This is a genomic window from Nostoc sp. (genome assembly GCF_036919575.1).
In the GTDB taxonomy this organism is placed as follows: domain Bacteria; phylum Cyanobacteriota; class Cyanobacteriia; order Cyanobacteriales; family Nostocaceae; genus Nostoc.
In genome coordinates this window covers 52193-77904 of sequence record NZ_JBALBY010000002.1, presented here as the reverse complement: position 1 = coordinate 77904, position 25712 = coordinate 52193, and the positions used below count along the sequence as shown (strand labels likewise).

At 40.0% G+C, this 25712-nt stretch carries 21 protein-coding genes and 1 pseudogene; 12 read left to right on the top strand and 10 right to left on the bottom strand.

Translation table 11 applies throughout. The features are described 5' to 3' along the window. Positions 1 to 194 precede the first annotated feature (194 nt). A complete protein-coding gene (locus tag V7K27_RS00880; protein ID WP_334943406.1) occupies positions 195 to 569 on the top strand; it encodes a hypothetical protein in 375 nt (124 codons plus the stop codon). Positions 570 to 848: 279 nt separating this feature from the next. Here the strand turns inward: V7K27_RS00880 and V7K27_RS00875 are convergent, their stop codons facing one another. Continuing rightward, on the bottom strand, positions 849 to 1484 hold the full coding sequence (locus V7K27_RS00875; RefSeq protein ID WP_334943404.1) for an HAD-IA family hydrolase: 636 nt from the start codon (positions 1482 to 1484) through the stop codon (positions 849 to 851). After that, the gene (queG, locus tag V7K27_RS00870) at positions 1459 to 2433 is read right to left on the bottom strand and encodes a tRNA epoxyqueuosine(34) reductase QueG (RefSeq protein ID WP_334943402.1); all 975 of its coding nucleotides are present in this window, start codon (positions 2431 to 2433) and stop codon (positions 1459 to 1461) included. The genes V7K27_RS00875 and queG overlap by 26 nt, the downstream gene beginning before the upstream one ends. A gap of 864 nt (positions 2434 to 3297) precedes the next feature. On the opposite strand from queG, the gene V7K27_RS00865 reads away from it, so the two are divergent. Next, positions 3298 to 3738 carry a ketosteroid isomerase family protein gene (locus tag V7K27_RS00865; RefSeq protein ID WP_334943400.1) on the top strand — a complete coding sequence of 147 codons (441 nt, stop codon included), beginning with the start codon at positions 3298 to 3300 and terminating at the stop codon, positions 3736 to 3738. A 437-nt stretch (positions 3739 to 4175) separates the two neighbouring features. Here the strand turns inward: V7K27_RS00865 and V7K27_RS00860 are convergent, their stop codons facing one another. The 3 genes from V7K27_RS00860 to V7K27_RS00850 form a co-directional block, all read right to left on the bottom strand. After that, positions 4176 to 4601: an ATP-binding protein gene (locus V7K27_RS00860; protein ID WP_334943398.1), complete on the bottom strand. Its 426-nt coding sequence runs from the start codon at positions 4599 to 4601 to the stop codon at positions 4176 to 4178. 3 nt (positions 4602 to 4604) lie between these two features. Next, positions 4605 to 6278 carry a SpoIIE family protein phosphatase gene (locus V7K27_RS00855; protein ID WP_334943397.1) on the bottom strand — a complete coding sequence of 558 codons (1674 nt, stop codon included), beginning with the start codon at positions 6276 to 6278 and terminating at the stop codon, positions 4605 to 4607. Positions 6279 to 6445: 167 nt separating this feature from the next. Next, a complete protein-coding gene (locus V7K27_RS00850) occupies positions 6446 to 7165 on the bottom strand; it encodes a response regulator transcription factor (RefSeq protein WP_334943395.1) in 720 nt (239 codons plus the stop codon). 377 nt (positions 7166 to 7542) lie between these two features. Here V7K27_RS00850 and V7K27_RS00845 point away from each other — a divergent pair, with 377 nt between their 5' ends. Next, positions 7543 to 8298, top strand: a complete 756-nt coding sequence (locus V7K27_RS00845) for a WecB/TagA/CpsF family glycosyltransferase (protein ID WP_334943393.1) — start codon at positions 7543 to 7545, stop codon at positions 8296 to 8298. A 416-nt stretch (positions 8299 to 8714) separates the two neighbouring features. Next, complete coding sequence (ftsE, locus tag V7K27_RS00840) at positions 8715 to 9455, top strand: cell division ATP-binding protein FtsE (RefSeq protein ID WP_334943391.1); 741 nt, start codon at positions 8715 to 8717, stop codon at positions 9453 to 9455. 396 nt (positions 9456 to 9851) lie between these two features. On the opposite strand, the gene V7K27_RS00835 is transcribed toward ftsE, so the two are convergent. The 3 genes from V7K27_RS00835 to V7K27_RS00825 form a co-directional block, all read right to left on the bottom strand. Then, complete coding sequence (locus tag V7K27_RS00835; RefSeq protein WP_334943389.1) at positions 9852 to 10964, bottom strand: acyltransferase family protein; 1113 nt, start codon at positions 10962 to 10964, stop codon at positions 9852 to 9854. A gap of 748 nt (positions 10965 to 11712) precedes the next feature. After that, entirely contained in the window at positions 11713 to 12486 is a 774-nt protein-coding gene (locus V7K27_RS00830; protein WP_334943387.1) for an armadillo-type fold-containing protein, read from the bottom strand. A 315-nt stretch (positions 12487 to 12801) separates the two neighbouring features. Next, positions 12802 to 13386, bottom strand: a complete 585-nt coding sequence (locus tag V7K27_RS00825; protein WP_334943385.1) for a hypothetical protein — start codon at positions 13384 to 13386, stop codon at positions 12802 to 12804. A 670-nt stretch (positions 13387 to 14056) separates the two neighbouring features. Here V7K27_RS00825 and V7K27_RS00820 point away from each other — a divergent pair. Next, positions 14057 to 14953, top strand: a complete 897-nt coding sequence (locus V7K27_RS00820; RefSeq protein ID WP_334943383.1) for an alpha/beta fold hydrolase — start codon at positions 14057 to 14059, stop codon at positions 14951 to 14953. Between the two features lie 329 nt (positions 14954 to 15282). Here V7K27_RS00820 and V7K27_RS00815 read toward each other — a convergent pair whose 3' ends face one another. Further along, a complete protein-coding gene (locus tag V7K27_RS00815; RefSeq protein ID WP_334943381.1) occupies positions 15283 to 15870 on the bottom strand; it encodes a Uma2 family endonuclease in 588 nt (195 codons plus the stop codon). A 359-nt stretch (positions 15871 to 16229) separates the two neighbouring features. On the opposite strand from V7K27_RS00815, the gene V7K27_RS00810 reads away from it, so the two are divergent. After that, entirely contained in the window at positions 16230 to 17513 is a 1284-nt protein-coding gene (locus V7K27_RS00810; RefSeq protein WP_334943379.1) for a protein kinase domain-containing protein, read from the top strand. Between the two features lie 296 nt (positions 17514 to 17809). On the opposite strand, the gene V7K27_RS00805 is transcribed toward V7K27_RS00810, so the two are convergent. After that, positions 17810 to 18028, bottom strand: coding sequence for a DUF4327 family protein (locus tag V7K27_RS00805; protein ID WP_181930103.1), 219 nt, complete (start codon positions 18026 to 18028; stop codon positions 17810 to 17812). A 990-nt stretch (positions 18029 to 19018) separates the two neighbouring features. On the opposite strand from V7K27_RS00805, the gene V7K27_RS00800 reads away from it, so the two are divergent. The 6 genes and pseudogenes from V7K27_RS00800 to V7K27_RS00775 form a co-directional block, all read left to right on the top strand. Further along, on the top strand, positions 19019 to 19408 hold the full coding sequence (locus V7K27_RS00800; protein ID WP_334943377.1) for a tetratricopeptide repeat protein: 390 nt from the start codon (positions 19019 to 19021) through the stop codon (positions 19406 to 19408). 160 nt (positions 19409 to 19568) lie between these two features. Continuing rightward, positions 19569 to 20480 carry an SDR family oxidoreductase gene (locus V7K27_RS00795; RefSeq protein ID WP_334943375.1) on the top strand — a complete coding sequence of 304 codons (912 nt, stop codon included), beginning with the start codon at positions 19569 to 19571 and terminating at the stop codon, positions 20478 to 20480. After that, positions 20456 to 20815, top strand: a complete 360-nt coding sequence (locus V7K27_RS00790; RefSeq protein ID WP_334943373.1) for a polysaccharide biosynthesis C-terminal domain-containing protein — start codon at positions 20456 to 20458, stop codon at positions 20813 to 20815. The genes V7K27_RS00795 and V7K27_RS00790 overlap by 25 nt, the downstream gene beginning before the upstream one ends. 2 nt (positions 20816 to 20817) lie before the next feature. Beyond that, a complete protein-coding gene (locus tag V7K27_RS00785; RefSeq protein WP_334943372.1) occupies positions 20818 to 21771 on the top strand; it encodes a CgeB family protein in 954 nt (317 codons plus the stop codon). Between the two features lie 34 nt (positions 21772 to 21805). Further along, positions 21806 to 23347, top strand: a complete 1542-nt coding sequence (locus tag V7K27_RS00780) for a B12-binding domain-containing radical SAM protein (RefSeq protein ID WP_334943370.1) — start codon at positions 21806 to 21808, stop codon at positions 23345 to 23347. A gap of 38 nt (positions 23348 to 23385) precedes the next feature. Next, a pseudogene (locus V7K27_RS00775) lies at positions 23386 to 25398 on the top strand (glycosyltransferase); the annotation flags it as partial. Between the last annotated feature and the right edge of the window lie 314 nt (positions 25399 to 25712).

Here is a 25712-nt window from a genome sequence, read left to right as displayed (position 1 = left end):
ACAGTCCCAACTATTTTTTACCAGAGTTCGAGAATCAGATTCTACTATCGATAGAAAGAATTAAAATAATTGGAAATTGTAGCTTTAATCTACCTTTTAATAGAGGTAAAAGTCTCTCTTAAGGAAGCAAGAAAGCAGTAGATTACTTTGCTATAATCGCCCCAGCAATAAAAAATTTACCAAAGGTTTTAGTTATGCCGGATGAAGTAAAGCCCAATTTAAATGAAGCTTCCACCCAGGATGCACAATTAGCTGCCGAAAGCATCGCCAGTGGTGAAGAAAAAGCGCCAACAGTGGATTTTGATGCTGATTATGCAGCTGCACAGAAATTCAGTGTTAGTGAAGTTGATCGCACAGGTGAAGGTGCAGCAGCAGCCCAAGCAGCGACTGCACCTAAATATCAAACCTCTAAACCAGAAGAGACAAAAACCCAAACGCAGTCAACTGGTAATCCTGATGATTTTGTAGAGTTAGCAAAGGAAGTTGGGAATACTCAGACTGAGGGTGTAACTAATGTCAGTGATGATCTAATACAACAAGCTTTGGAAAAGGGTGAACGGAAAAATTGAATTCAGAAGTCAGAATTCAGAATTCAGAATTCAGAATTCAGGAGTCAGAATCAAAGAGTGGGGAATTCAGACCCGCACTTCTCTACGAGACGCTGCGCGTAGCTTGCTTCCCCGTAGGGGTACGGCAAAGTGACACAGTGAGCGTGTCGAACTGCTCTGTTACCACCACTTATTGAAAACCACCAAATCATAGATTTGGTGGTCAACTTTCGTTGTGGCGGGTCTGAATCCCCGGCTGAATTGATTCTGAATTCTGAATTCTGGATTCTGCATTCTTCTTCAACGACCATTCATCACTTCTAGTAGTTCGCTAGGTCGCTGAATTAAATAATCTGGATTTTGCTTCGCTAGTGCTTCCGGTGAGTTAAAGCCCCAAGTCACAGCAATCACTTGGATATTTGCTTTCCTTGATGCTTCTATATCTCTGGTTTCATCACCGACATAAATAACTTCTTGAGGTTTGAGTTGATTTTGCCTTAATACATTATTAATGATCGTTGTTTTACCAAAAATTGTAATTCCTGAGTAGATAAAATCAAATAGGTGATTTAAATCATTGATTGTCAGGAATTGCGTCACATTTTCTTTAGAATTAGAAGTGATAATGCCCAGCTTATATCCTTTAGCTTGGAGTTCCATTAATGCTTCTTTAATTCCCGGAATTGGCTTTAATTCTGGGATTTTGTTTTTTAATTCCCCTTTAACTTTTTTAACTAGAAAAGGTATCTTAAATAGAGAAACTCCTGAGTACTTAATAATTTCCCTAGATGTTAAGTTTTTAAGAAAGGCTAATTGCTCTGGGCTTATTTGTCTATAACCAAAGTCTACAGCTAGACGATTAGCAATACTTACAAGGGCATCTACTGTATCAGCAATTGTGCCATCAAAATCAAAAATAATTACTTTCGGGGTCATTCTTTCGCCTGGATGCGTCAAGATTAGCTAGGGCGTTGCGTCGTAACATTTCTGGCTTAATCCGCCGCAAGGCAGATGCTGGAAATCGGTTATCCCACTCCTGATCTGAGATTTGGGCTAATTCTAGCAGTTGGGGAGCAATATTCCCAGGATAAGGCTGAAACTCTGCAATATCAGTTGTGCTGGCAAAACGTTGATTCCAAGGACAAACATCTTGGCAAATATCGCAACCAGCAACCCAGCCTTGCAAATGAGGTGTGATTGTCTCTGGTAATTCCTCGGCTCGATTTTCAATGGTATGATAAGCAATGCAGCGATTAGCATCCACGACAAAAGGCTGAGTAATTGCACCCGTAGGACAGGCTTGAAGACAACGAGTACAGCTACCGCAGTGTTCTGTATGCGGGCGATCGCTCTCTAATTGCAAATTGGTCAACACTTCTCCCAAAAATACCCAAGAGCCATATTCTCGTGTAATCACATTACCATTTTTGGCAATCCAACCAATTCCGGCAAGTTGAGCTAACACTTTTTCTTGCAGCGGGCCAGTGTCTGCATAATAACGAGCTAGTACGCCTTGATCAAGTGATTTTAGCCATGTAGATAGCTGCTTGAGTTTTTTATGCATCACCTTGTGATAATCCCTTCCCCAACCATAACGGGAAATTTTGGCATATTCCTCGCCTTGGGGACGTTGATCTGGTGTGTAGTAATTTAGCGCCACACACACTAGCGATCGCGCCTCTGGCATCACTAAGCTGATATCCTGACGCTTGGGATTAGCCATCCATTCCATATCGGCGTGATAACCCAGTTCAATCCATGCTTGTAACCTATGCGCTTCTGTGGCATCTACCCTATCTACACCAGCAATTCCAACTTTGTGAAAGCCCAACTCCTTAGCTTTTTCTTTCACTACACTGCTGCTTGTTACAGAATACTGATTCATTTTTTTATTGGGATTTTGCCTTACCTAAAGGCATTGTAATTATACATTACGTAATCAATACCTTTAATTAAGATTTGTTGCTTCTCATCCATATAAATTTTATAAAAACACTCGTTGAAAACCCAAGATTCAAGGCGCTACGCGCCGTATTACGTACTTTAGGCAAGGAATGAAAACGGTTTGAGGTGTTTACGCTTTACTTCACGTTCTGATAAAATTATGTTTAACAGGAACGGTAATCAACCTGTATAAAAACCTAAATGCCTAATGGCAATCTGTACCTTGACTCTTGTTGATATGGGGTTCTATTCCATAGTTCTAGTTCCTGCCCAGGAATAGGTAAAATCTTCATGGGGACTAGACGATCAGAATTTCAATCAAACAAATTTTGGAATCCTCCAACTACCGAGGGGCACTCGGAAAGTTAACGCTTGAAGAGAGAACCACAAGGAGGGTTAGATACCGCAAGGGGTCTAATCTAAGTGGACTCGTTGAATCAAGAATCCCCGCACCTTGAGGTCGGGGAGTGTCAAAGCCCATACAAATAAGTCAAAAAAAACCTCACCCTGTCCTAACGGAAATCCCTCTCCTTACCAAGGAGAGGGACAGGTTTTGCGTAGCAGAACCTTTCTTGAGGTATCTCAGAGGCTATTCGATAAACCGTAAATTGCGTCAAGAAAGACTTTGTGTGTAAACGGCAGCCTTTTTCAGAAGGGTTAAGGCTGCCTCCTCCTAAGTTCTGCTGTAAAACTTCCATCGTGAGGAAGATTTACCAATATGTGGTAATCTATCTCAACAGCAGCTTTCTTTTTACCTATTTTTGTATTGAAATTAATATTCAGCTAGCATAATACAGGTAATTTTATGACCTCTGCTGAATTTATATCGCCAGCGCAGTTGAAAGAAGAATTCCAGATTGAGGGAATTACAGAACTAAGTATACTGCGTTATTTTGAAACCTTAAATACAGGAGAATTTGAGGCAACTGCTGCCTTGTTTGCGGTAGATGGTGTGATGCGTCCACCATTTGAATCTGATATTGTGGGGACAGATGCGATCGCAGCCTACTTAAAACAAGAAGGCCAAAACATTAAAGCTTACCCCAACACCGGAATAGCCGAGACTTTAGAAAACGGTGATATCCAAGTGCAGGTAACAGGCAAAGCCCAAACTGACTGGTGTAGTGTAAATGTCTTGTGGCTATTTATCCTCAACCAACAACGGCAAATTTCCTATACTAGAATCAAACTTTTAGCTTCTCCCCAAGAGTTACTTTCTTTAACGTCAGTTCGACGGGGTACATAATGTCCCCCTAATTAGTCGAATCAAAAGACCTATCCCTCTCCGAGTCGGAGGGCTACGGTGTACACACAAGTCTGAAATAGCTGATTAACCAAGGTTTTACCCCACCCTAACCCTCCCCTTATAAAGGGGAGGGAACTAGATTTCCGGTTTCCCCCTTTTCTAAGGGGGAACTAAATTTCCAGTTTCCCCCCTTTCTAAGGGGGAACTAAATTTCCAGTTTCCCCCCAATATATCGGGGGGATTAAGGGGGGTAATTCGACTTGGGTATACACCGTAGGAGTCAAAGAGGGATAGTTTTATCCAACTCACATTTCTTTACGTCGTCAAAAGTAGCAAATAAGTATAATGACTTAGGCAAGGTCTAATAATACCCAAAACAAAATCTAGTCATCTTAAATTCGGATAAATCACATGACTTGAAAAATAGGAACTATTATCTATCGGACTAATTCGGGTAAAGTCGCTTCTAACTTGAGACAGTTGGCACCATTAACCTGCAACTGATACTCTACCTTATCCATAAGACGATTCATAATCAGCCAACCATAACCACCTTCTTGTTTTTCCATCGGGTCTGGAGCATAGTAGGTTGACATATCAAAGCCTTCGCCGTAGTCCCAAATTTCTAGGGAAAGCTCCCGGCCTTTGAGTTCCAAACGCAGTAAAATCGGTAAATTTGGTTTCTCCTTGTGAGCATGACGGACTGCATTTGAGTAGGCTTCTACCAAAGCCAGTCTCAAACGACTTGATTGCCGTGACCAATCTACAGAATCTCCTAACTGGATTTTCAAACATCCCAGCAACCAGTTTTCGACAATATTAAGAAAATTCAAGTCACTTGGTACATGAAGCTCACTTTTCATGACTTACAAAATCTCCAGTGAAAGTATAGTTTGATCATCTTCTTGAACCTGGTTATCTGCCTGGATGCGAGCTAGTAAATGCTTAAGAGAAAGCGGTTGTTCCTCTTGTTGTAAGAGATGCCAAAGACCATCTTGATTCAGCATAGAACGCTTAACTGGCTCAACGTCAGACTCGGTTTTGACTGCTGAATAAAAATTATTTGATATCATTGCTTCTGTAATTCCATCGCTGGCTAGTAACAATGTGTCTCCAGCAGCGAGAACCAAACGACCAGACTGTGCCTGCCACTTAGGCAAGATCCCCAAAGGAATGCTGCGGACTTTGAGGTAATTGGGATTGTCAGCTAAAGCGGCTTGGCGTGACCATAATAGTGGATAGATATGACCAGCATTAGTGTAGACGAGTTCCTTGGTGGTAGGGGTATAACAAACTAACACAAGGGTGATAAAATAATTGTTGCTAATCAAGTCTTCACTGAGAGCGTGGTTGAGGTTCTGCATGACCACATTTGGCTCGGCTGGTGTTTCTTGAGATAATTCCCGGCGTAAAACTGAAATAATACTAGCCATAAATAAAGCAGCTGGGACACCCTTGCCAGAAACGTCACCCACTGCTAACCACAAGTCGCCTTTGGGATGAACAAAAACTTCAAAAAAATCGCCTCCGACTTCTCGCGCGGGATAGCAGCAGGCTTGCACCTTGACACCTTTGATGTCAGGTAAAGTTTGGCGTAGCAAGTTGTATTGAATTTGGCGAGCCACTTCCAACTCATTGTGAATCTGCTCTTGCTTTTCTTGGAGGCGCTGGTAGAGTTTTGCTTGAGAGAGGGCTAAGGCTGCTTGTTCGGCAACACCTGCAATCAGTTGGATGTCTTCGTCTTGCCAAGGGCGATCGCGTCCCCATTGATTGAGGGCCAGCACAGCCAACATATGCTGCTGGTAGCTAAGTGGTACAACCAAGTGGTGAGAAGGATTACCGTTATATACATCTTCAGCAAGTTGATAATGACGAGTTTCCAGCACCTTTTCAATTAAAAGACTGGGGTCGAAGAAGTAATCTGATACATCGGCTTCCGCATCGGTGTAAAAAAATTGGTCTGGTGTGAGGCGATCGTCCTCAACTGGTCTGAGCAAGCAACTGGTAGCTTCAAATGTTTGTCCAATAGTTGCGACAATCTTTTGCAGCATACTGTCATAGTCTAAAGATTCCCGAATTGCTGTTGTTACCGCATTAAACAAAGATTCTCGCCGTAGGGCTCGACGTAATTCTTGCGTGCGCTTCTTAACTAGGCGATATGTATCAGTGGCTTGCTCAACTAACGCTCTCAGCCGATCCGGATTCCAGGGTTTAGTAATGTACTTGAATACCTGACCGGAGTTAATCGCATCCACCAAATCTTCGACATCAGTAAAACCAGTTAACAAAATCCGAATCGTGTCTGGAAAGCGCTCTACAGTACGACTCAAAAATTCAGTGCCATTCATTTCTGGCATTCTTTGGTCAGAAATAATCACCGCCATTTCGCCAAATTTCTCCAAGATTTCCAGAGCAGCAAAGGCATGATTGGCTTTATATACTTGAAAATCTCGCCTAAAAGTGCGGTAGAGTAGATCTAAGTTATCTGGCTCATCATCTACCACCATGAGCTTAAGTTTGTCCAACCCGATCTCAGGCATATTTAACTTCAGTTTTCACATATTTGAATAGTGAGATAGTGTGATCTTTATCCCACCTGATAAATAACAGAAAATTAGAGAAGCCATTCACTTTGAAAATATAACTTTCTCAAAGTTGTGAGTTTCTCTTCTTCATCCTCAATAATTGCTCCACACCAAAATTAACTTTATCCAACCAACCCAGAACGCAAGGCGCGGACTGCTGCTTGGGTACGGTCATCGGCACATAGCTTATTCAAAATATTGCGAACGTGAGTTTTAACAGTCCCAACAGTGATGTAAAGTCTTTCCGCAATTAGTGCATTACTACAACCTTCGACAATCAACTGTAACACTTCTAATTCCCTTTCTGTCAGGGTGTAAGGTTGAATTCCTTCCAGAGTGTCAACAGAATCAGGGTTAGAGGCAATAGCCTTGATATCGACAAAAGCCGATTCCGACTTTTGGGGATTTTGTTGGGCTTGTTGTAATACAATCCGAGCGATCGCTGGATCGATCCAGGCGTTGCCATTGTAAGTTACTCGCACTGCTTCCAGCAAATTATCAAATTTGATATCCTTCATACAGTAAGAGTCTGCCCCAGCCGCAAAAGCTGCCAACACCGCTTCTTTGTTATCCCGCAGCGTCAAAATTAACACCTTTGTGACTAGCTGCTGCCCATTAGTAGTAGATTTTACCTCCCGTGTCAGTTCAATGCCATCCTTATCTGGTAAACCAATATCTACAATCGCAATATCTGGTTGTAGCATTTTTAACATTTTTAGTCCTTCAGCAGCATTAGCAGCTTCACCTACAACTTCAATTTCATCCTTTTGCTGTAGTGCTGTGCGAATACCCACACGAGTTAGGTCATGATCTTCAATCAGAGCGATACGAATTTTACTCATAGCCAACTTCAGCCCGTTACACTACCTTAACTATAAAGTCGAGTTTCGTGACATACTCCCACACTAACCGCAAGTAGTATAGTGGGGGTTAATCAGCAGCAGTCAATAAGCTCACAATTATTCAATGAATAATCATCTTGATTTACAGCAGAAATCATGTATTTGAACCACATCCGTCGTAGGGGCACAGCAGTGCTGTGCCCCTACCCGCGTGGTCTATTTACCTGAAAATAGCTGTAACTTAATTTGTGCTAAAATCGACCGAATAACAACGATTTTACCCTTACCGTCAGAGAATACATCCGTAAGCATTCACTGGCGTTTGATAAACTTAACATTCAAGGAAATCTGGTGTGATCGTTAATCAAGAATAGGCTATGTCTAACGGCAATCAAGCATTTTCAGTGTTGGGAATACCAGTTCATGTGATGGCTAACTATCCAGGCTGGTTGTTAGAATGCCTGCACGCAGGCAAAGGAACTCATGTAGTAACCCTGAATGCAGAAATGACTATGCAGGCAGAGCGAAATCAATTCTTAGCTCAGGTAATTAAAAATGCTGAACTAGTGATTCCAGATGGAGCCGGGGTTGTTCTGTATTTGCGCTGGCTGTTATGGCAAAAAGTGCAGCGTTTTCCGGGGATTGAATTAGCAGAAAAACTTTTGCAAGAACTTGGGCAACAGAAGACAGGGGCAAAGGTATTTTTCTATGGAGGAGCGCCTGGAGTGGCCTCAATTGCGGCAGATTTTTGGCAGCAGCAAATTCCAGATTTGAATATCGTAGGCACTCACTCAGGCTACCATTCGCCAGAAGAAGAAGCACAATTGCGACAAACTCTCGCTCAATTGCAGCCACAAGTGATTTTTGTCGGTTTGGGAGTGCCACGTCAAGAGTTATGGATTGCCGAAAACCGCCATTTGTGTCCTCAAGCAATTTGGATTGGCGTTGGTGGCAGTTTTGATATTTGGTCGGGAACTAAAACTCGCGCTCCCGCCTGGTTAGGAAATAATAATTTGGAATGGTTGTATCGGCTTTATCAAGAACCTTGGCGTTGGCGGCGGATGTTGGCTTTGCCAGCCTTTGCTGTGAAAGCGTTTGTTTATCGTTTGACAGCAAGGGGTGCTATTAGTTAAGGGTGGGGAGTGGAGAGTGGGGAGTGGGGAGTGGGGAGTGGGGAGTGGGGAGTTAGGAGTGTTATTACTTGTACTATTTTACACAAACTTTTCGAGATGTAGATTTCTCGTAGGGAAGATTGCTCATGGGTGTAAACTTAACGTGAAACTTAGTCTCGAAGCAGCATTTAGAGATTGTCTCGTTCCCAGTCTCCGACTGGGAATGCATTCCGGGAGGGCTGCTGCCTCTTGACTTGCGCCAGAGTCGCAATGAGGTGCATTTCCAGCCAGAGGCTGGAAACGAGGTTTTAAAAATTTGAAATTTTATTTGTTGCATTTTAAATTCCCAGGCGAAACCTGGGAATCATTATTTTTGAGAGGAATGTGGGATATAATCCGGCAAACTATTTGGTTGTGGGTATGAGGAAAATTTAATAATGCCAGTATTAACAACTCAAGTTAAGACAGACAAATCAGTTCATAGAGAGGACAGTAAAACTCAACACCACGGTAGCAATACGACTGTAAAGGTGCAGTTGCAATCTGTAACCAAGACCTATACTAATGGCTGTCATGCCTTGTTGAATGCGAACCTTGAGGTAAAAAAGGGGGAATTTCTGTTTATCACAGGGCCAAGTGGTTCTGGTAAATCAACGCTCTTGAAACTGCTGTATGGCCAGGAGTTGGCTACACAAGGAGAAGTAATTGTTGATGGATGTAATGTAGCGGGTTTACGGGGCGATCGCTTATCATTATTGCGGCGACGCATTGGCATTGTGTTTCAAGACTACAAACTGATTAGCCAACGAACAGTAGCGGAAAATGTGACTTTTGTGCTGCAAGCTCAAGGGTATACCCGTAAAGAAATTCAACGACGTTTACAACCAACCTTGAAACTGGTAGGTTTGCTGAATAAAGCTGACTGCTTTCCAGATCAACTGTCTGGGGGAGAGCAACAACGGGTGAGTATTGCACGAGCGATCGTTGGTACACCACCCCTGCTGTTGGCGGATGAGCCAACTGGAAATCTCGATCCAGATAATTCCTGGCAAGTCATCCAGATTCTCCAGAAGTTAAATTCCTTTGGAGCTACGGTAATTGTTACCACTCACGATGAACAATTGGTGCGGCGATGCAATCATCGGGTAGTGCAAGTTCGCAATGGACGGCTGTCTTGAAAATAAGTATTGGTCATTTGTCATTTGCAGGACTTACGCATAAGAGATCCCCCAACCCCCTTAAAAAGGGGGCTTTTGAGATCCCCCCTTTTTAAGGGGGGTTAGGCAGGGTGGTTTCATACAAGCAGAGAAAAACCAAAACAGGGTTTCAAAGCCTCTCTCTGCTTCGGGGAGAGGTTTGGAGAGGGGTCAAAATCGATGGTTCTACATGAGAAATTAAGACTTATGTATTTTTCTTTTTTCGTATGAAACCACCCTGCCTTTTTAAGGGGGGTTAGGGGGGATCAAGGTTTCAGGTTTTGAGTGCGTAAGTCCTGATTTACAAATGACAAATCACCAATATAGGGATAAGCTAATCGGCATTCAAGTTGCATAATCTGTTTTACTGAGTAAAAATTATTTTAACAACAGCATAGAAAGTAAATTCGAGTAATTTTGACCAAATGTGGTTTTCCTAATTATTCCAGAAACGATTTTTTTCTGTAGATAAGTGACTGCGATCGCTCCTACAGTTACTACTGAAAAGGCAATCAAAAAGTGACTGGCAAATTTTGGTAAATATACTACCAGGGTTTGCCAATAATAAATAAAGAATATATGCCATAAATATATCCATAAAGAGGATGAACTAATAAAAATAATTCCCCTGATTAAGATATGATTATTGTTAGATAAATTATACTTAGAACAAATTCTATCTACTGCACAAAAAGCAAACAAAGACATAAAAATCCCATAGGAAACAAAGTACATTGTGGGTGGATATTTAAAATCTGCGGTAGATGCAAAATGTCCTAGAGTCCGATAATAGAACCCAGTTAATAATAAGAAGATAGTCAAAAACAATCCCGAAATAAATAATATTTTTTTAAATCTAAGTTGGAGTAATACTATGCCCAAGCCAAATAAACATCCATAGGGAATAAGATAAAATAAGTAATCATCGATCAATTGTATAATGATTTGATTGTGTAAGTGAAAATGGCCAATTTTAAGAAATAATATTTCGTATCCCACATATATTAAAAAGAGCAAAGCTAAAAATTTATTTTCTGACTTACAGAATTTGTATAACTTCAATAAAGGATTCGCAAAAATAGCAACGAGAGTAAATACACGAATAATCCAGACATATCCAATCCCTTTTATGAAGAAAAAAGTTTCAATTATTTCTGAAGACGAAAATGGATAAGGTTTAGCCAGCAAAAGAAATATCAGATTAGCCGAAATGAAGAAAAAACTCAAAAATAACCATACCGGGGCAATCAGACGAGGCAATCTTTTTTGCAAATAATTCCAAAAAGATATATTTTTATTGTTAGCTGAATAGTAATATAATGTTCCTGATGCAATAACCATCAGAGGTACATCAAAACGTCTGATATCAAAGAAAATATTATTTTCAGGTCCTACATGGGCAAAAATAATACAAATCAGCGCGATGGTTTTTAAGATATCAAATCTAATATCTCGCTGTTTATCTAGAGTTTTTTCTATCCTATTTATCATTGGTTACACAAAAGTAATTTAATGTTTATCAAACAGAATTCAGGAGTCAGGAGTCAGAATTCAGAATGAATTCTGTATGACTGGCGGATGAATAAGCGGGTTTGATACCCCCACCAAATCTACGATTTGGTGGTCTTCAATCAGTCGCGGGTCTGAATCCGCGACTGATTGATTCTGACTTCTGAATTCTTCTTCAAGGCTTTTCAATAATTCTGCGAAGTTGCTTCGCCAAAACTATGGAAATTTTGCCAGACAATAAAAAATAACATTATTATCTAACATTGGAAGATTTTCTAGCAGTTGGGGCGTTCTATCTTGATTTTTAAGTAAAATTTGGATTTTGATATTTAATTTAACTAATATAGGAATTATTTCGGGAGCATCTCAATGAGTGTAAAAAGCCTTGTAAAACCTCACCCCAACCCTCTCCTTGGTAAGGAGAGGGAGCAAGAATCTTGTTTATGTTCCCCTTACCACGCAAGTAAATTCAGGAATCAAATCGGATTGCTATAGTTTGGCATACTATATATTGAATAACCACATTTACAGCAGAATTCAGAATCCAGAATCCAGAATTCAGAAGTAAAACAGGGTTCATACCTCGCTTTGGGACGAATCGTTGTGTACTTCACTTTCCTTGGAATCTGCTTTATTTACACATATCTTGCCTGGTTGACTGACAAAATTCAAGCAGCATAGCAGTATGACTTGACCCGAAACTCTCTTTCATACTGCTTTTGAGCCATAATTAATAAACGTGGTGCTTGACTTTTGTCGATAGGGGTACGAAAGTTGCTGCTGTTTTGGGTGGTAGAAGTTGTAGGCGATCGCAAGCTTGTAAACTCTTAAAAGCTGCCTCTCGAATCACAACTTCCTCCTCTCGACTAATTAGCATTTGCAAGCATTCCACAACATCTTGCTGCACTGAAGAATCAACTCGCTTATGGCTGATGAATTTAGTTAGTTGACGTAGGGCAATCAACCGCTTCAATGGATCTTTTTCTGTTAAATTGACCAACAACTGATCGAGGTGGTCTTCTTCTCGATTTTCATAGAAGTTGACAATTTGCCAAACCAATAAAATTAAAGTTAACAGGGTTCCCAGACCTTGCACAATAGCACCAGCGCCAATCCAAGGACTGTGAGAGTCAATCCAAATTGCAGCGGCCATGTAAGTGCTGACAGTCGCAAGACCACCACTGACGACTGCTAAGGCTAACCGACGATTTGAACTGTTTAAGAACTTATGTATCTTAGACCAGTGCAATTGCCAGTCCCACTCCTGCATTGAGTAAACCAATACCATTATCCCAACGCCGATTAAGAGAGCCAATAGCAGTATCCAGTTCCACAACAACATGGCAACGACGATTGTCAGGAACCCAAGAAAGCCCCCAGGCCCAGAGAAGCGCTTAAATGTTTGCTGCTTTGTGGCTCCCTTTGTCTTGAATTTTGTCAGCGACCAGTTCCATTTTGAAATCTGGTTGATCAATTGCTGCCAATAAGACGAAGCCTGTGCCACAGTGTTTACCTACTTGATTACAAAATTACCTATTGTAGGTGAAGACCCAAACCACAAGATACCCCTTACGGCATTGGTAGTCAAGATGCAAAATTTTACCAGAAAAAGAGTTCGCGCGATGTGCAACTTATTCTTAAAACCCCTCTCCAAACCTCTCCCCGAAGCGGAGAGAGGCTTTAAGTCTTGCTCCCCTTCCCTCGTAGGGAAGGGGTTGGGGGTTAGGTTTGAGAGAAAGTTGCACACGCCACGTGAGTTCGTTTCCTCGATGTCCTCTGATCGGAGTGCGGGAGCAAGTTGGTGAGGCATAGAGGCTTTTTAAAGACAAAAACGAAAGCGATCGAGGGTGAATTGACCATCAAAAGCACAGAAGGTAACGCTGTAGATGTTATTCACAGCTATAGATAATAAGGTATTGGGGGAAATTGCCGAGTCGGAATTAGCAAGATTAGCACTTGGTAGTGTAGTTTGACCGAGCAGTTGCCGATCGCGATCGTAGGCACAAAGCACTAGCCGTTGCGAACTAGTGACAAAGGCGCTAACTGAGTTAACCGGACGTAAGAAAGTAGCTTCTAAAAATCCGCTTTTAGGCGCCCCCATTAAGACTGTTAGCCCTGAATAGGTTGGAAATGCTGGATTTGATGGCTGTATTGCTAGAGAATTGTCAAAAATTACTCCCCAGCGTTCATACTGGCGCTCTACTGTTTCAAAACACTTTAAGTCTTCTAAGTCTAAACAAATACAAGTAGGTACAGTCACTCTGGCAGCGTCAAGAACAGGTTCCACCTGACCCCGCCAAACTGAAGCTGTAATTTCATTTTGGATATCAAAGTTGTCAAGCGCAAATTTAGCGTCTTCAATCGTTGGTAGTTTATTTGATTGAAGAGTAGCCTGCTTTACCATGACATTCCGCCTTACCATTACCTAGAGAATAATCAGATTAGTTATACATTAAAAGCTATTGTTTCTACATATAAAAGTAGAATTAATAGTTTATTAAAATGAGCGTTTTAACTATTCTTGACGCTCAAAATTATTTATTAGTTTTTTGATAGACTACCATAAAAACTTATGTTTAATTCCGGCTTTGGTGATACTCGCTACCACGAGAAACCCTTATAAAACAGTAATTACAACGATAAATTATTTTTTATAATCAAAAAATAATCACCAAATCTTCACAAGTAATCCAGTAATTTTATATCTACTTAATCTAGCGGGAGTAAGAAGTCCTAAAGTGATTGGTTCGCCGATAATAACAATGAGTGGGGAGTTTGAACTAAACAGGTAGGTATTCTGGGATGACTAAAAAACACACCGTGACACGGAGAAAGAAATTATCAAAAAGATGGGTCTAAAACCCCGTCATAAAGAACGGCTTTAAGTTTTGTGGCAATGAGTCTTTATCCCCGTTACAAAACTGTACTTCCGACTTCCGACTTCCGACTTCTTTAACAAATACTCTCTCTGTGTCGCAAAATCGCCAGAAGCGGATGCTAAAACTTCTCTTTGCGTCCCCAGGTTTCTTTTGTCACTTGTGCCAACTAATTACTACAGTCAATAAAAAATACTTATGTTTCAACCAGTAGGATTTGAACAACGCTCCATAAATACCTCACTAGGTAGAATGGCATACTATACTGCTGCTGGGGCACCTTGGCTCCCCAGTGTAACTGCCAAAGATGATCGGGAAACTTTGGTGTTCCTGCACGGCTTTGGTGGTGGTTCTTCTGCTTATGAGTGGTCGAAAGTTTATCCAGCTTTTGCGGCCGAATATCGGGTGATTGCGCCAGATTTGATCGGTTGGGGTAGGTCTGAGCATCCAGCGCGGAGTTATAATATTGAGGATTATTTGACTACAATTCGGGAATTTTTCGAGCAGACTTGTACTGGGCCAGTAATAGCGATCGCTTCTTCTTTAACCGCAGCATTTACAATTCGAGTCGCAGCAGATCATCCTGATTTATTCAAGTCTTTAATTCTGACGACCCCCGCCGGACTTTCCGATTTTGGCGAAGACTATTCCCGTAGTTTTTTTGCCCAGTTAGTTAGCGTTCCCCTTGTTGACCGTTTACTTTACAGCACTGGAATTGCTACGAGTGGGGGTATTCGCAGCTTCCTAGACCAACGGCAATTTGCCCGGTCTAATCGAGTGTATCAAGAAATTGTCGATGCTTATTTACAATCCGCCCAACAGCCTAATGCTGAGTATGCAGCGCTATCTTTTGTACGCGGTGATTTGTCCTTTGATTTATCTCTTTATATTCAACAACTAACAACTCCCACCGCCATTATTTGGGGACAAAGGTCGGAATTTACCGGGCCATCAATTGGTCGCCGCCTAGCCGAAATTAATCCCCAAGCGATCCGATTTTTTCAACAGTTGGAAGATGTGGGGTTAACACCGCAGTTAGAATTGCCAGCAGTCACAATTGGGTTAATTCGCCACTTTTTGCCTTTGCTTAATTAGTGGTTTGCTCAGTTGTCAGGAATCAGAATTCAGAATTCAGGAGTTATATCATGTCCGGGTGCTTACCCATAATAAAAGAACCCCACCCCCAACCCCTCCCCGCCTGCGGGGAGGGGAGCTAAAGCGTAGCTTTGGCGGGGTGGGGTTCTGAGTATTATGCTTAATTACCCGGACATGATATCAGACCCGCACTTCGGCATAGTGATACAGTGAGCGTGTCGAACTGCTCTGTTAGCACCACTGATAGCGCAGCGTTAGCGAGTTGTACAGAATTCTGAATTCTGTATTCTGTATTCTGTATTCTGTATTCTGAATTCTGTTCGATAAAGCTACATAATCGGCCGTAAATCTAACACAAATCCAGGTAGTACATTTTCTCCTGATAAACTAGCAGGATTGTCTAATGTCTCTACATTTTTTCCTGGACGATAAATTTCTACTCGCTTGTTTTTTCGGTCAATTAACCAGCCTAATTGAGTGCCATTTTCGATATATTCCCGCATTTTCTCCTGCAAATCCTTTAGAGAATCAGAACGAGAACGCAACTCTACTACAAAATCAGGACAAATCGGGGCAAATTTTTCTTGTTGTTCTGGGGTTAAAGCATTCCATCGCTCAATTTTCACCCAAGAAGCATCAGGAGAACGTTCTGCACCATTGGGTAGGGTGAAACCAGTTGAAGAGTCAAAACCTTTGCCTAATTTAGTCTGTTTATTCCAGATTCCTAATTCAACAACGATATCAAAGTTACGGTTGCCAGTATCACTACCTGTAGGTGGCATAATTAATAATTCCCCTGATGCTGTACGCTCAAATCGATAATCGCGGTTTTTCTGACACATCTGGAAAAATTGCTCATCAGTCAAGTCAATTTTCAATTTGAGTGTAGAAGCTAAAGTGGTTATTGTGGCATCCATAGGCTATTCTGAGCATCTTAGTTTTTAGTTTAGTATTTTGTGGCAAGCGATCGCTTGATCAGATGATGGAGATAGCACACCACACAACTTGCAACAAAACGACAGGTACCAACACATTCTGTTTCGATAAATCGTTGATTAAGATGGAAAGTCTATGTAATAGTGGTAACATCGTAACTTTTCTCACATTCTTGGCATCAAATTATGGTCTTTGATATAGGCACAAGCTTGGCTCTAATTACCATTAAAGAAAATGGCGGCAATCAATGCCGCGAAGCGATCGCTATTCATCTATAACCCGCAACTGGGGTTAATACCTAATCTCCACTTCCTGTTCCTCTTAGCTTTTAGGTTGTATTGTGGTTAGTCTGACTCTGTTAGAACCGCAACAGAAAACGCCCCTCCAGCAGTGGTGCTTTGAGAACTCCTCCATAATTCGGATTGGTCGAGCGGCAGATAATCAGGTTGTTTTAACTGATAGTTTAGTTTCCCGGCATCATCTAGAACTGAGACAAGTCGGTTCCCCTAGCAATGGCGATGCTTGGCAGCTGATTAGTCAGGGTACAAATGGGACTTTTCTCAACGGTATCCTTGTAATTCAGAGTCCGTTACCAGATAATTCCCTTTTGCAATTGGCACAGGGAGGCCCAATACTGCAATTCCAAATTCAGGAGGTAACAGTACTGGAAACTGGTTTGCGATCGCCACAAATCCAAGGGACAGAAGAAAACGCCGCCGAGATCCTTTACTCAGCAAAAAATCCGGCAAATTTGTCCTCCACTTGCACGCACGAAGGGAACTCGCCGAATAATCTGTTTTGCATCCACTGCGGTCTACCCCTCTCTGTGCAACAGAGGATTCGCCATTATCAGGTATTGCGAATTCTCGGACAAGGAGGTATGGGTACTACTTATCTCGCGTGGGATGCGGCTGGTCTGATTGCGGGTATGCCACAACTGCTGGTGTTGAAGCAAATGAATGCTGATATGGTGAAAATTGCCAAAGCTCAAGAGTTATTTGAGCGAGAGGCGTACACTCTCAAATCCCTTAACCATCCTGGAATTCCCAAGTATTATGACTTCTTTGTAGAAGACGGAAAAAAATACTTGGCAATGGAACTAATCCACGGACAAGATTTAGAGAAACGTGTGTATACCACTGGGCCAGTGACTCCAAACCAAGCGATCGCTTGGATGATCCAAACCTGCGATATCTTAGACTATCTTCATAGCCAAAGCCCTCCACTGATTCACCGCGATATTAAACCCGCGAATCTAATGGTGCGAAGTTCAGGTAATCGCATAGTGGTGCTGGATTTTGGCGCAGTTAAGGAAATTGGCACCGCGCCCGGTACTCGAATTGGTGCAGAAGGTTATTGCGCTCCTGAACAAGAACGAGGACAACCTTTGACTCAATCTGATTTGTATGCAATTGGGCCAACGCTGATTTTTCTGCTCACAGGGGAAAACCCGTTTAAGTATTACCACCAACGAGGGCGAAACTTCAGGTTTGATGTGGCAAAAGTTCCTACCATTAGTTCCCAATTAAGGGATGTGATTGACCGCGTTACAGAACCATTGCCACGCGATCGCTACCAAACTGCAAAGGAATTGGCTGCGGCTTTAGCGACTTGCAAAGTTTAGGGAGTGGGGAGCGGGGAGTGGGGAGTGGGGAGTGCATGCGTGTCAACTTAAGCCTTGGCGAATGGAATTCGCGGCTACACAAACAAAGTCCACCTCCGTGGACTAAGAGAAAATCAAGCTTTTATAACCCACGGAGGTGGGTAAAGTCTCGTGTAGACGCGGTTTCTAACCGCCCTTTTATCTTAAGTTGACACCAATGGTGGGGAGTGGGGAGTGGGGAGTGGAGAGTGGAGAATATTGAAAATCCCTATTCCCTATTCCCTATTCCCTATTCCCTATTCCCTATTCCCTATTCCCTATTCTTCATCCCAAGTTTCGACAGCTAGCAATTCACTAACTGGGTCTTGCATACTAAAGCCAAAGTCGAGCAGTTCCTGTTTCCAGTGCTGCCATTCATTACCGTAGAGCAAAGCGATTTTCCAGATGCTATCGCTTGGCTTGATAATATTCGATTCTATGAGTGATTGCACGTTGCGCTGCAATTTCACCATTGGGTGAATCACTTTCTGAGTCATAACTCTCGATTGAATTCAGGTTTTGTTGGTAAATACTTAATCAAAACTGCTTGCCATTCTGCAATTGTTGCCGGGTCGTAGAGTGGTGTAATTGGGTAAAGCTAGTCTTAACTTTCTAACTATACCATAACAAACTCTACTAAGTTACTGGTAAATTCGGTTTTGTACGGTAATTACCACCACAAAACTCCAATTCCACCAAGCAGTACTTAAACTTTTTGCAGAAATGAGGCAAAGGTTCAGGGCGAAGGGTTAAGGGATGCTTATATTTCCCCGTCTTCTTTGTCCTCTTATAGCGGTTCCCAGGTGCATGAAGTATATATCAAAACCTCACCCCAACCCCTCTGCGTGAGTTCAAAGAGGGGAGATAAAGCACAGCTTTATCGGGGTGAGGTTAAGCTGTATATAACCTTTACCCTTTCTCCACTAGAGTGCAACAGTACCTTTTGTAAGATATCTATTGTGGACGTCAAGCAGAATAACTAGTCCTTTGGGAAGTTGCACTAATGAGGACGACTGGGAAAATTCTATTTGTTTGAATCACGAAAAATATGTGTGGTTGTTGAAGAACCCATAGGACACGGGCTAGTTTGAAAGTTTTTGACTGACTAGGAAATTTGTAATTGAGTAGAAATATCTACTGTTTCTGTTTCTTTAAACGTTATTTAGAATATCGCAAACATCTGGCATTAGGCAAATTAATTGCAAATCTTTATATAACTTTAATGTTTTGCCTAGAGAATAAGAACTGGAGGTTGCCCTGTTTAGGTGCAGGTGAGGGTTTTGCTTTGAAGTATAGAAGCGGTTCACATGGCAAAATTGTCGGTGCAGCATGGGTTTACCATAAAGTTCTCTCGTCTTCAGAGTCAGCATTTGAATTTTGTGTAAAAAATTTTTAGCCAAGATGTTAGTTTCTGTTGAGCAGATGGGCATCCTCATAGTAGGAGGCTTGCTGATATCTAAGTATTTACCACAGCAAGTATATGATGCATGGCTAGTTCGGGGGAAGAATACCTAAATACCCGCAAAAAGCAGATTCAGCGGCGACAAAAGATTGTCACGATAGTGTCGATGTTCTCCTTTTTTGGTTCTACGGTGTTTGCAATCATTCCGGTAATACAAAAGGCTAGTCAACCTCAGCCAGCAATTGCGTCTACTTCTGCTGAGTCAGGATTACAGCAACAGGCGCGGGGCTACGAGTTGGTTTTACAACGGGAACCAGAAAACCAACTTGCTTTAGAGAAACTGTCTGTGCTGCGGTTGCAATTGAAGGATGCTAAAGGTGCGATCGCACCTTTGGAGAAGCTGGTAAAGTTGCACCCTGATCGGCAGGATTATAAGACTGTGTTGGAGCAAGTGAAGAAGAGAGTAGGAGAGTAAGAGCGATCGCTAGATCAGTAGCCCAAAAAACTTAATTTATATTGTCTGATTAGACAATCATAAAACAGTAAACATTTATTTAAAAAAGTTGTCATGAATACAAAGATTCTAGATAAGTATAGAAAAATTGAATACTTTTAAATATCAAGGAGAAGAAAATGTGAGTGATCTGATGATAACAGGAGGAAGCGGTTTCGTTGGCTCAAATCTTGCCCGCTATTTTACAAGTAAAAAAAAGACAACCATCTCATATTTTCAGTCATCCATACCAAAAAATTTACTAGGAATGACGGATTCAGTGTATTTAGATATTAGAGATGCTGATGAAGTCCTTAAAGTCATAGAGAAGAAAATGCCAAAGGTAGTAATTCATGTAGCAGGCAATAAGAATGTTAGTTTTTGTGAGAAGTATCCTGAAGAAGCCTACCAAACAAATGCTTTAGGTACTAAAAATGTAGCAACCGCGTGTAAAAAATTTGATGCACGTATGATCTACATTTCCACTGATCTCGTGTTCAGTTGTACTGATGGTTTTTATAAAGAAAATGATCAACCTAATCCCAGCTTAGTTTATGGCAAAACTAAGCTACAAGGTGAAGAATTTATTTTGAATGAACTAGATAATGCAGCTATTTGTCGTAGTGGTGGAATCTACGGCACAGGTTCTCCTTTATTAGACTGGTTATCATCAGAACTAACTCAAGGTCGTACTGTACAATGCTTCACTGATGTATTTAATACACCAACATATACAGATAATCTAGCAGAAATGATAGAGGTAATTATAGAAAATAACTTAAGTGGGATATTTCACACAGTAGGACGAGAAAAAGTAAATCGCTTTCAGTTTTTTAATTACTATGCCAGTATGTTTAATCTGAATGTTAAACTATTGGCTCCTGCACAGGCTGGTATTGGTAGAGAAAGAATGCTGTTACAATCAGATTCTTCTTTATCAATTGAACAAACTGCTAATAGACTTGTTGGTGTTAGTTTCAATTCAGTTCAAGAGGGGTTTAGTAGGTTAAAAGTTGTTGGAGATGTGTCATGCAAAGACTTTCAACTTATATAATGAAGACAGATAATCGGGGTGGTTTTTGGGGAATCACACAAAATAATTGGGCAGAAGTAAACTTTATTGAAACCGCAGCAAAGCAAATCCGAGGCAACCATTATCACAAAGAGACTAATGAACTTTTTTTCATAATTTCTGGCGAAATTAGAATTGTAATTGATAATTTGCATTCAGGTGAACATATTGACTTTGAAGTTAAAAAGGGTGATGTATTTATAATTGAACCCTATGAAATACACACCTTTTATACCAAGACAGACTCACAATGGATTAATATGCTATCCAAACAGCTAGACCCTGAAAATCCAGACTTTCATGCAATAGAGGTTTAGATATGAACCAAAAGTTGCGAATTGGATTACGTTTACGTGGAATTGACACATTTGATGTTAGCAAGCCTGGTAACGTGCAAGGCGATGAGCAGGTAGCACGGGGATGGCAGAAATATCTACTTAGATGTGATGATGTGGAGTCAGTGTACTTATATTCATCTAGTGGATTAATTACAGAGAAGCTGGATGTTGTCATCCATTTCTATCCTTATTTGGAACTGGATGAAAAAGTAAAAAACTTTTTATATCTACAAAATGCTTTTCCTAATGCTTCTAACCCAACTAAATGGCTTTATCCTCCTGAACTTCATATTGGTACAGTCGGCGTATTTAATCAAATAAAGTCTAGATTTGATGGATATATATTCACAAGCAAAAAATTAATGGAAGCTTGTGCTTCGGGAGCCGTTATTCCTTTTGCAACTGATCCTGAACTGTTTTTTCCGCAACCTTCAAATCATTATCAGCATCCTGTGTCTTTTGTAGGTAATGATATTAGGGGTCCACTTGTAAATCAGCATTACTTTGTGCCGGCCTTGCCATTTGGTCTTGTCATATATGGAAATAAAGCTTGGTCTGAGCCATTACAAAAAGCTTGTCTTGGCAAATTACCAATGCCAGATTTACCTAAATTATATTCAAGTTGTTTAATTAATCTTAATGCTCATATAGAAGAGCATATTGAGTTAGATACTATCAATCTGAGAATTTACGACATATTGGCTTGTGGAGGGTTTATTCTTTCTGATCATGTTGATTCATTACAAGCTATCTTTGGAGACTCGCTAGTATGCACTACAGGAAATGAAGATGAATGGGCTAAGATTGTGCGCTATCTAGCTGATGACGAGGAACGACAGAAACGAAGTCAAGAAGGACGTAAGCTTGTTTTAAGCGACCATACCTATGCAAATCGCGTAAAAACACTCATTAGTTATTTAAAAGAAGTTCTTTAAAGAAGAACAATAATTATCATTTTTGGAGGTTGAAATGAACATACTTTTTGCAAATATTCCTTTTGTTAAATATGACAGTAAAGGAAATATATACACTGGTCCTAATGCAGGTTCACGTTGGCCTTGGACTTCGCCGGGATTAACGGATTATGCTTGCTTTCCCTTCTTCATGAGCTATGCAGTTAGCTACTTAATCAAACATGGTATTGATGCAAATTTTTATGACGGAGTTGCTCTTAAACATTGGGATTACGAACTAGTAAAGAGCCATATTGCTAAGTTTCAACCAGATATCTTGTTCTTGGAAACCTCAACACCTTTATTTCCCATTATTAAGGAGTTAGCTATATGGGCGAAAGAAAGCTTTTCTTCTCGTATTGTTTTAGTAGGTCCACATATTCAAGCTTATGCTAATGATTTAATTAATGAATCATTTATAGATCATTGTATTGTAGGTGAATATGAGAAGCCAGCATTAGATATAGTATCTAAGTTAGACAAGGCTAAACCTATATATGTTTACGACCATATCGAAGATATTAATTTAATAAATGGGGAAAATTTTCTACCATTTAGACATCAAGACTACTTGTATAACTACTGGGATTCTAGTATGAATACTCCTCGTTCACAGTTAACTGTTAGCACTTCCCGTGGCTGCCCATTCAAATGTACATACTGTCAATGGCCTAAAGTAATGAATAATGGTCAATATCGTAATCGCTTACCTGAATTGGTAATTGATGAGATCAAAACAGTTATCTCCACATACCAAGATTTTATTAATAACTTAAAAGCTGAGGCTCACGTAAATTATCACCATCTAATTAAGAAACAAAGTGAACTGAGTCAGAAGTTTCGCCAATACGCAAATCAAGGAAAAGTAACACAAGCTATTTATTTATATTCAGAAGAATGGCGAATTGCTAATCTTATAAATGAGAAAGGTATTCAAAGCATTTTTTTTGATGATGATACCTGGAATCTAGGTGGTAAAAGAATCACCGAGCTATGTAAGGGATTAAAAGATATAGGACTACCCTGGACTATGATGGGCAGAATAGACACAACCAGTTTAGAAATATATGACTTAATGGTTGAAAGTGGTTGTGCGGGTATGAGATTTGGAGTTGAGAGTTTTAATCAAAAATTGCTTGATAACACCAAGAAAAATTTAAGTGCTAAAAAAAGCTACGAAAATATTAAGTATTTAATTACTCGCTTTTCAGGGATGGAGTTTCACTTCACTACTATGAAAAACCTCCCTGGCGAAACTCAGCAAGATTGGGATAATGATCTAAAAATCCTGAACGAATTAAAGGAAATAGGAGCAAACCATAATAATAATATCCATTGGCAAAACTCAGATTGTGTTGCATTTCCTGGTACTGAGCTATGGGAAGAAATGGTAGCTCTTGGTAAGGGAGAGGAATTAAAAAACCTTGATCTATATGATGGCAGCACTCATAACAATGAAAAACTAGCTGGTACTGTTGGATGGTTGGGTGCAGATTACCAACCAAAATGGTCTAAGTATTCTCAGATGGGAGAGCCAACAAACCTTCCCAGCAGCTAATTAAATTGACTAATTTTGAAATTATAGAGGTGACTTGCATGAATATTTTGATAGACGGTTATGTATTTGCGCGGCAAGATGAGACTGAGTTACACCAATTTTGGAAACAGGTTATACCAAAGATTGTTAATCGCCTGCAAAACGATCAAGTATATTTCTTAAATCGCACTTCAAACCCTATTTTTCAAGAAATTTCTAGCAGATTTAAGAATTTATTTGCCCCTTTAGTAGATTTTGAAAAATCTGCTATTGAAGACCGACGTTTAGCCGCACTGTGTCAAGAGCTTGATATTAATATATTTATAAGTACTTACTACACAAGTGCAGGCGCAGTAGTAAAATCTGTGTTTATATTATGCGATAAATTCTCATCTAATATTTTTGAAACTGACTATCATATCTCTTTATCTAGACAGCGTGCTATTAAAATGGCATCTTCCTATATTGCTGTTTTTCCAGATGAGGTAGATAATTTTAGGGCTAGGTATAAAATTCTGGAGAATAGAATTCGGGTAGTAGATACTACAGTAACTAATACTGAAGTAGATTGGGAAAGAATTGCTGAACAGTCTGCGATCGCAATTCAAAATATTTTTGATGAAAAACTTAGCCCAGAAGTTATCATTTCACATATAGCGGAAGAAGAAGCAGTAAAATCCGAAGCTTCTTCTCTTACACAAGACATAGAGAAAGCAGCATTAGATTTATGGGAGACAGAGAGAAAGCCTCAAAGTTATGTGTCTGCCCAAAACCCTCTTCAGACCCTTTCTGTTTGTATGATGGTGCAAAATTCTGAAAAAACTTTGGCTCTTGCCTTAGAGTCACTAAGTGAAGTTTATGATGATTTAATAATAGTTGACGGAGGTAGTACTGATTCTACTTGTCAAATTGCTTTGTCTTATGGAGCGAAAATAATTTATTCAAAATGGAAGGGAAATCATTCTGAGCAGCGAAACGTTTATTTGAAAGAAGTTAAGACTGATTGGGTATTTGTTCTTGATTCTGATGAGTTTATCGACAAGAAAACTCTTGAATTTTTAGCTCTAATAAAACAGCAGCCAGAATCACTAATAACTGATAATTTTTGGATTTCAAGAAAATGGATTACTCCATTTAATAAAAAATATTACATAGCAAGTCAACCACACTATCCTGATTGGCAGCATAGGCTTTTTAAATATAATGAAAAAATTTATTATGAAGGCAAAATTCATGAAGTAATACATGGTCTTTCACACCAAGGTGTATATTTAACAAACTTAAGTATATATCATTTAGATTTATTAATTAATAGTGAATCCCAACGGCAGCAAAAAGTTATAAAGTATTCCTTAATCTCACCCCAAGATGGAATGCCACACTTTTACTTGCCAAATATAAAAAATGTACAAAAACAAGCATGGAGTTATAGTCAAATCCTTCCTATAGTTCAAAGCTTACTTAATCCTATGCCTATCAAATGCAAAGTATGTGAATCTGATGCATATCTCTTTGATAAAACTATCATATTAGGTAAGTATGAAGTTGATTATTTTCAATGTTCTAATTGTGGTTTTGTTCAGACAGAAGAGCCTTACTGGTTAGCAGAAGCTTATTCTGATGTCATCGCAAAAAGCGATGTCGGTTTAGTATTTCGCAATAATTATTGTTCACAAAAAACATCTCATATCATTTTTAATCTATTTGACCGTGAGGCTAAATTTTTAGACTATGGTGCTGGCTATGGTCTGTTTGTTCGGATGATGAAAGACTTAGGCTTTGATTTTTATTGGTTTGATAAGTTTTGCAATAATTTGTTTGCTCAAGGTTTGGAAGTAGGGATAAATAATTCTTGTGAATTAGTAACTGCTTTTGAAGTTTTTGAACATTTTGTGAATCCTATTGAAGAGATAGAAAATATTTTGCGATTTTCTAGAAACATTTTATTTAGTACAGAGATTTTGCCTACAGATAATCCTAAACCTGATGAATGGTGGTATTATGTACCTCACGAAGGACAGCACGTATCAATATATACTTTAAAGGCTTTGTCAATAATTGCAGATAAGTATAATTTGAACTTTTATTCTAGTGATACATTTAATGGTATATCTTTACACTTGCTGACAGAAAAAAAACTAGCACCTGATGTTTTTAAGAACTTGTGTCACAGTCAGCCTGGGGAAATAAAAAAAGTATCTTTACTACCAAGTGGTTTAACTAAAGGAGATGGTTTATCGCTAGTAGATAACGGAACACAGATTAAAATAGCCTTAGATATTGCTGTACTAGGTTTAGGAACTATATGTGAAACTGCCAAAACAGGAGTTTTTAGAGTAACAGAGTATCTTTTAAAAGGACTAATAAAATCTCCTCAGTGTCATAT

What these genes read in the sequence shown, in the direction of transcription:
- V7K27_RS00845 (WP_334943393.1), top strand. Translation starts at nt 7,543, where the DNA reads ATGTCTAACGGCAATCAAGCATTTTCAGTGTTGGGAATACCAGTTCAT.
- V7K27_RS00860 (WP_334943398.1), bottom strand. Translation starts at nt 4,601, where the DNA reads ATGAAAAGTGAGCTTCATGTACCAAGTGACTTGAATTTTCTTAATATT.
- V7K27_RS00850 (WP_334943395.1), bottom strand. Translation starts at nt 7,165, where the DNA reads ATGAGTAAAATTCGTATCGCTCTGATTGAAGATCATGACCTAACTCGT.
- V7K27_RS00880 (WP_334943406.1), top strand. Translation starts at nt 195, where the DNA reads ATGCCGGATGAAGTAAAGCCCAATTTAAATGAAGCTTCCACCCAGGAT.
- V7K27_RS00825 (WP_334943385.1), bottom strand. Translation starts at nt 13,386, where the DNA reads ATGGTAAAGCAGGCTACTCTTCAATCAAATAAACTACCAACGATTGAA.
- V7K27_RS00805 (WP_181930103.1), bottom strand. Translation starts at nt 18,028, where the DNA reads ATGACTCAGAAAGTGATTCACCCAATGGTGAAATTGCAGCGCAACGTG.
- V7K27_RS00865 (WP_334943400.1), top strand. Translation starts at nt 3,298, where the DNA reads ATGACCTCTGCTGAATTTATATCGCCAGCGCAGTTGAAAGAAGAATTC.
- V7K27_RS00800 (WP_334943377.1), top strand. Translation starts at nt 19,019, where the DNA reads ATGGCTAGTTCGGGGGAAGAATACCTAAATACCCGCAAAAAGCAGATT.
- ftsE (WP_334943391.1), top strand. Translation starts at nt 8,715, where the DNA reads ATGCCAGTATTAACAACTCAAGTTAAGACAGACAAATCAGTTCATAGA.
- V7K27_RS00785 (WP_334943372.1), top strand. Translation starts at nt 20,818, where the DNA reads ATGAACCAAAAGTTGCGAATTGGATTACGTTTACGTGGAATTGACACA.
- V7K27_RS00790 (WP_334943373.1), top strand. Translation starts at nt 20,456, where the DNA reads ATGCAAAGACTTTCAACTTATATAATGAAGACAGATAATCGGGGTGGT.
- queG (WP_334943402.1), bottom strand. Translation starts at nt 2,433, where the DNA reads ATGAATCAGTATTCTGTAACAAGCAGCAGTGTAGTGAAAGAAAAAGCT.
- V7K27_RS00780 (WP_334943370.1), top strand. Translation starts at nt 21,806, where the DNA reads ATGAACATACTTTTTGCAAATATTCCTTTTGTTAAATATGACAGTAAA.
- V7K27_RS00855 (WP_334943397.1), bottom strand. Translation starts at nt 6,278, where the DNA reads ATGCCTGAGATCGGGTTGGACAAACTTAAGCTCATGGTGGTAGATGAT.
- V7K27_RS00820 (WP_334943383.1), top strand. Translation starts at nt 14,057, where the DNA reads ATGTTTCAACCAGTAGGATTTGAACAACGCTCCATAAATACCTCACTA.
- V7K27_RS00815 (WP_334943381.1), bottom strand. Translation starts at nt 15,870, where the DNA reads ATGGATGCCACAATAACCACTTTAGCTTCTACACTCAAATTGAAAATT.
- V7K27_RS00875 (WP_334943404.1), bottom strand. Translation starts at nt 1,484, where the DNA reads ATGACCCCGAAAGTAATTATTTTTGATTTTGATGGCACAATTGCTGAT.
- V7K27_RS00835 (WP_334943389.1), bottom strand. Translation starts at nt 10,964, where the DNA reads ATGATAAATAGGATAGAAAAAACTCTAGATAAACAGCGAGATATTAGA.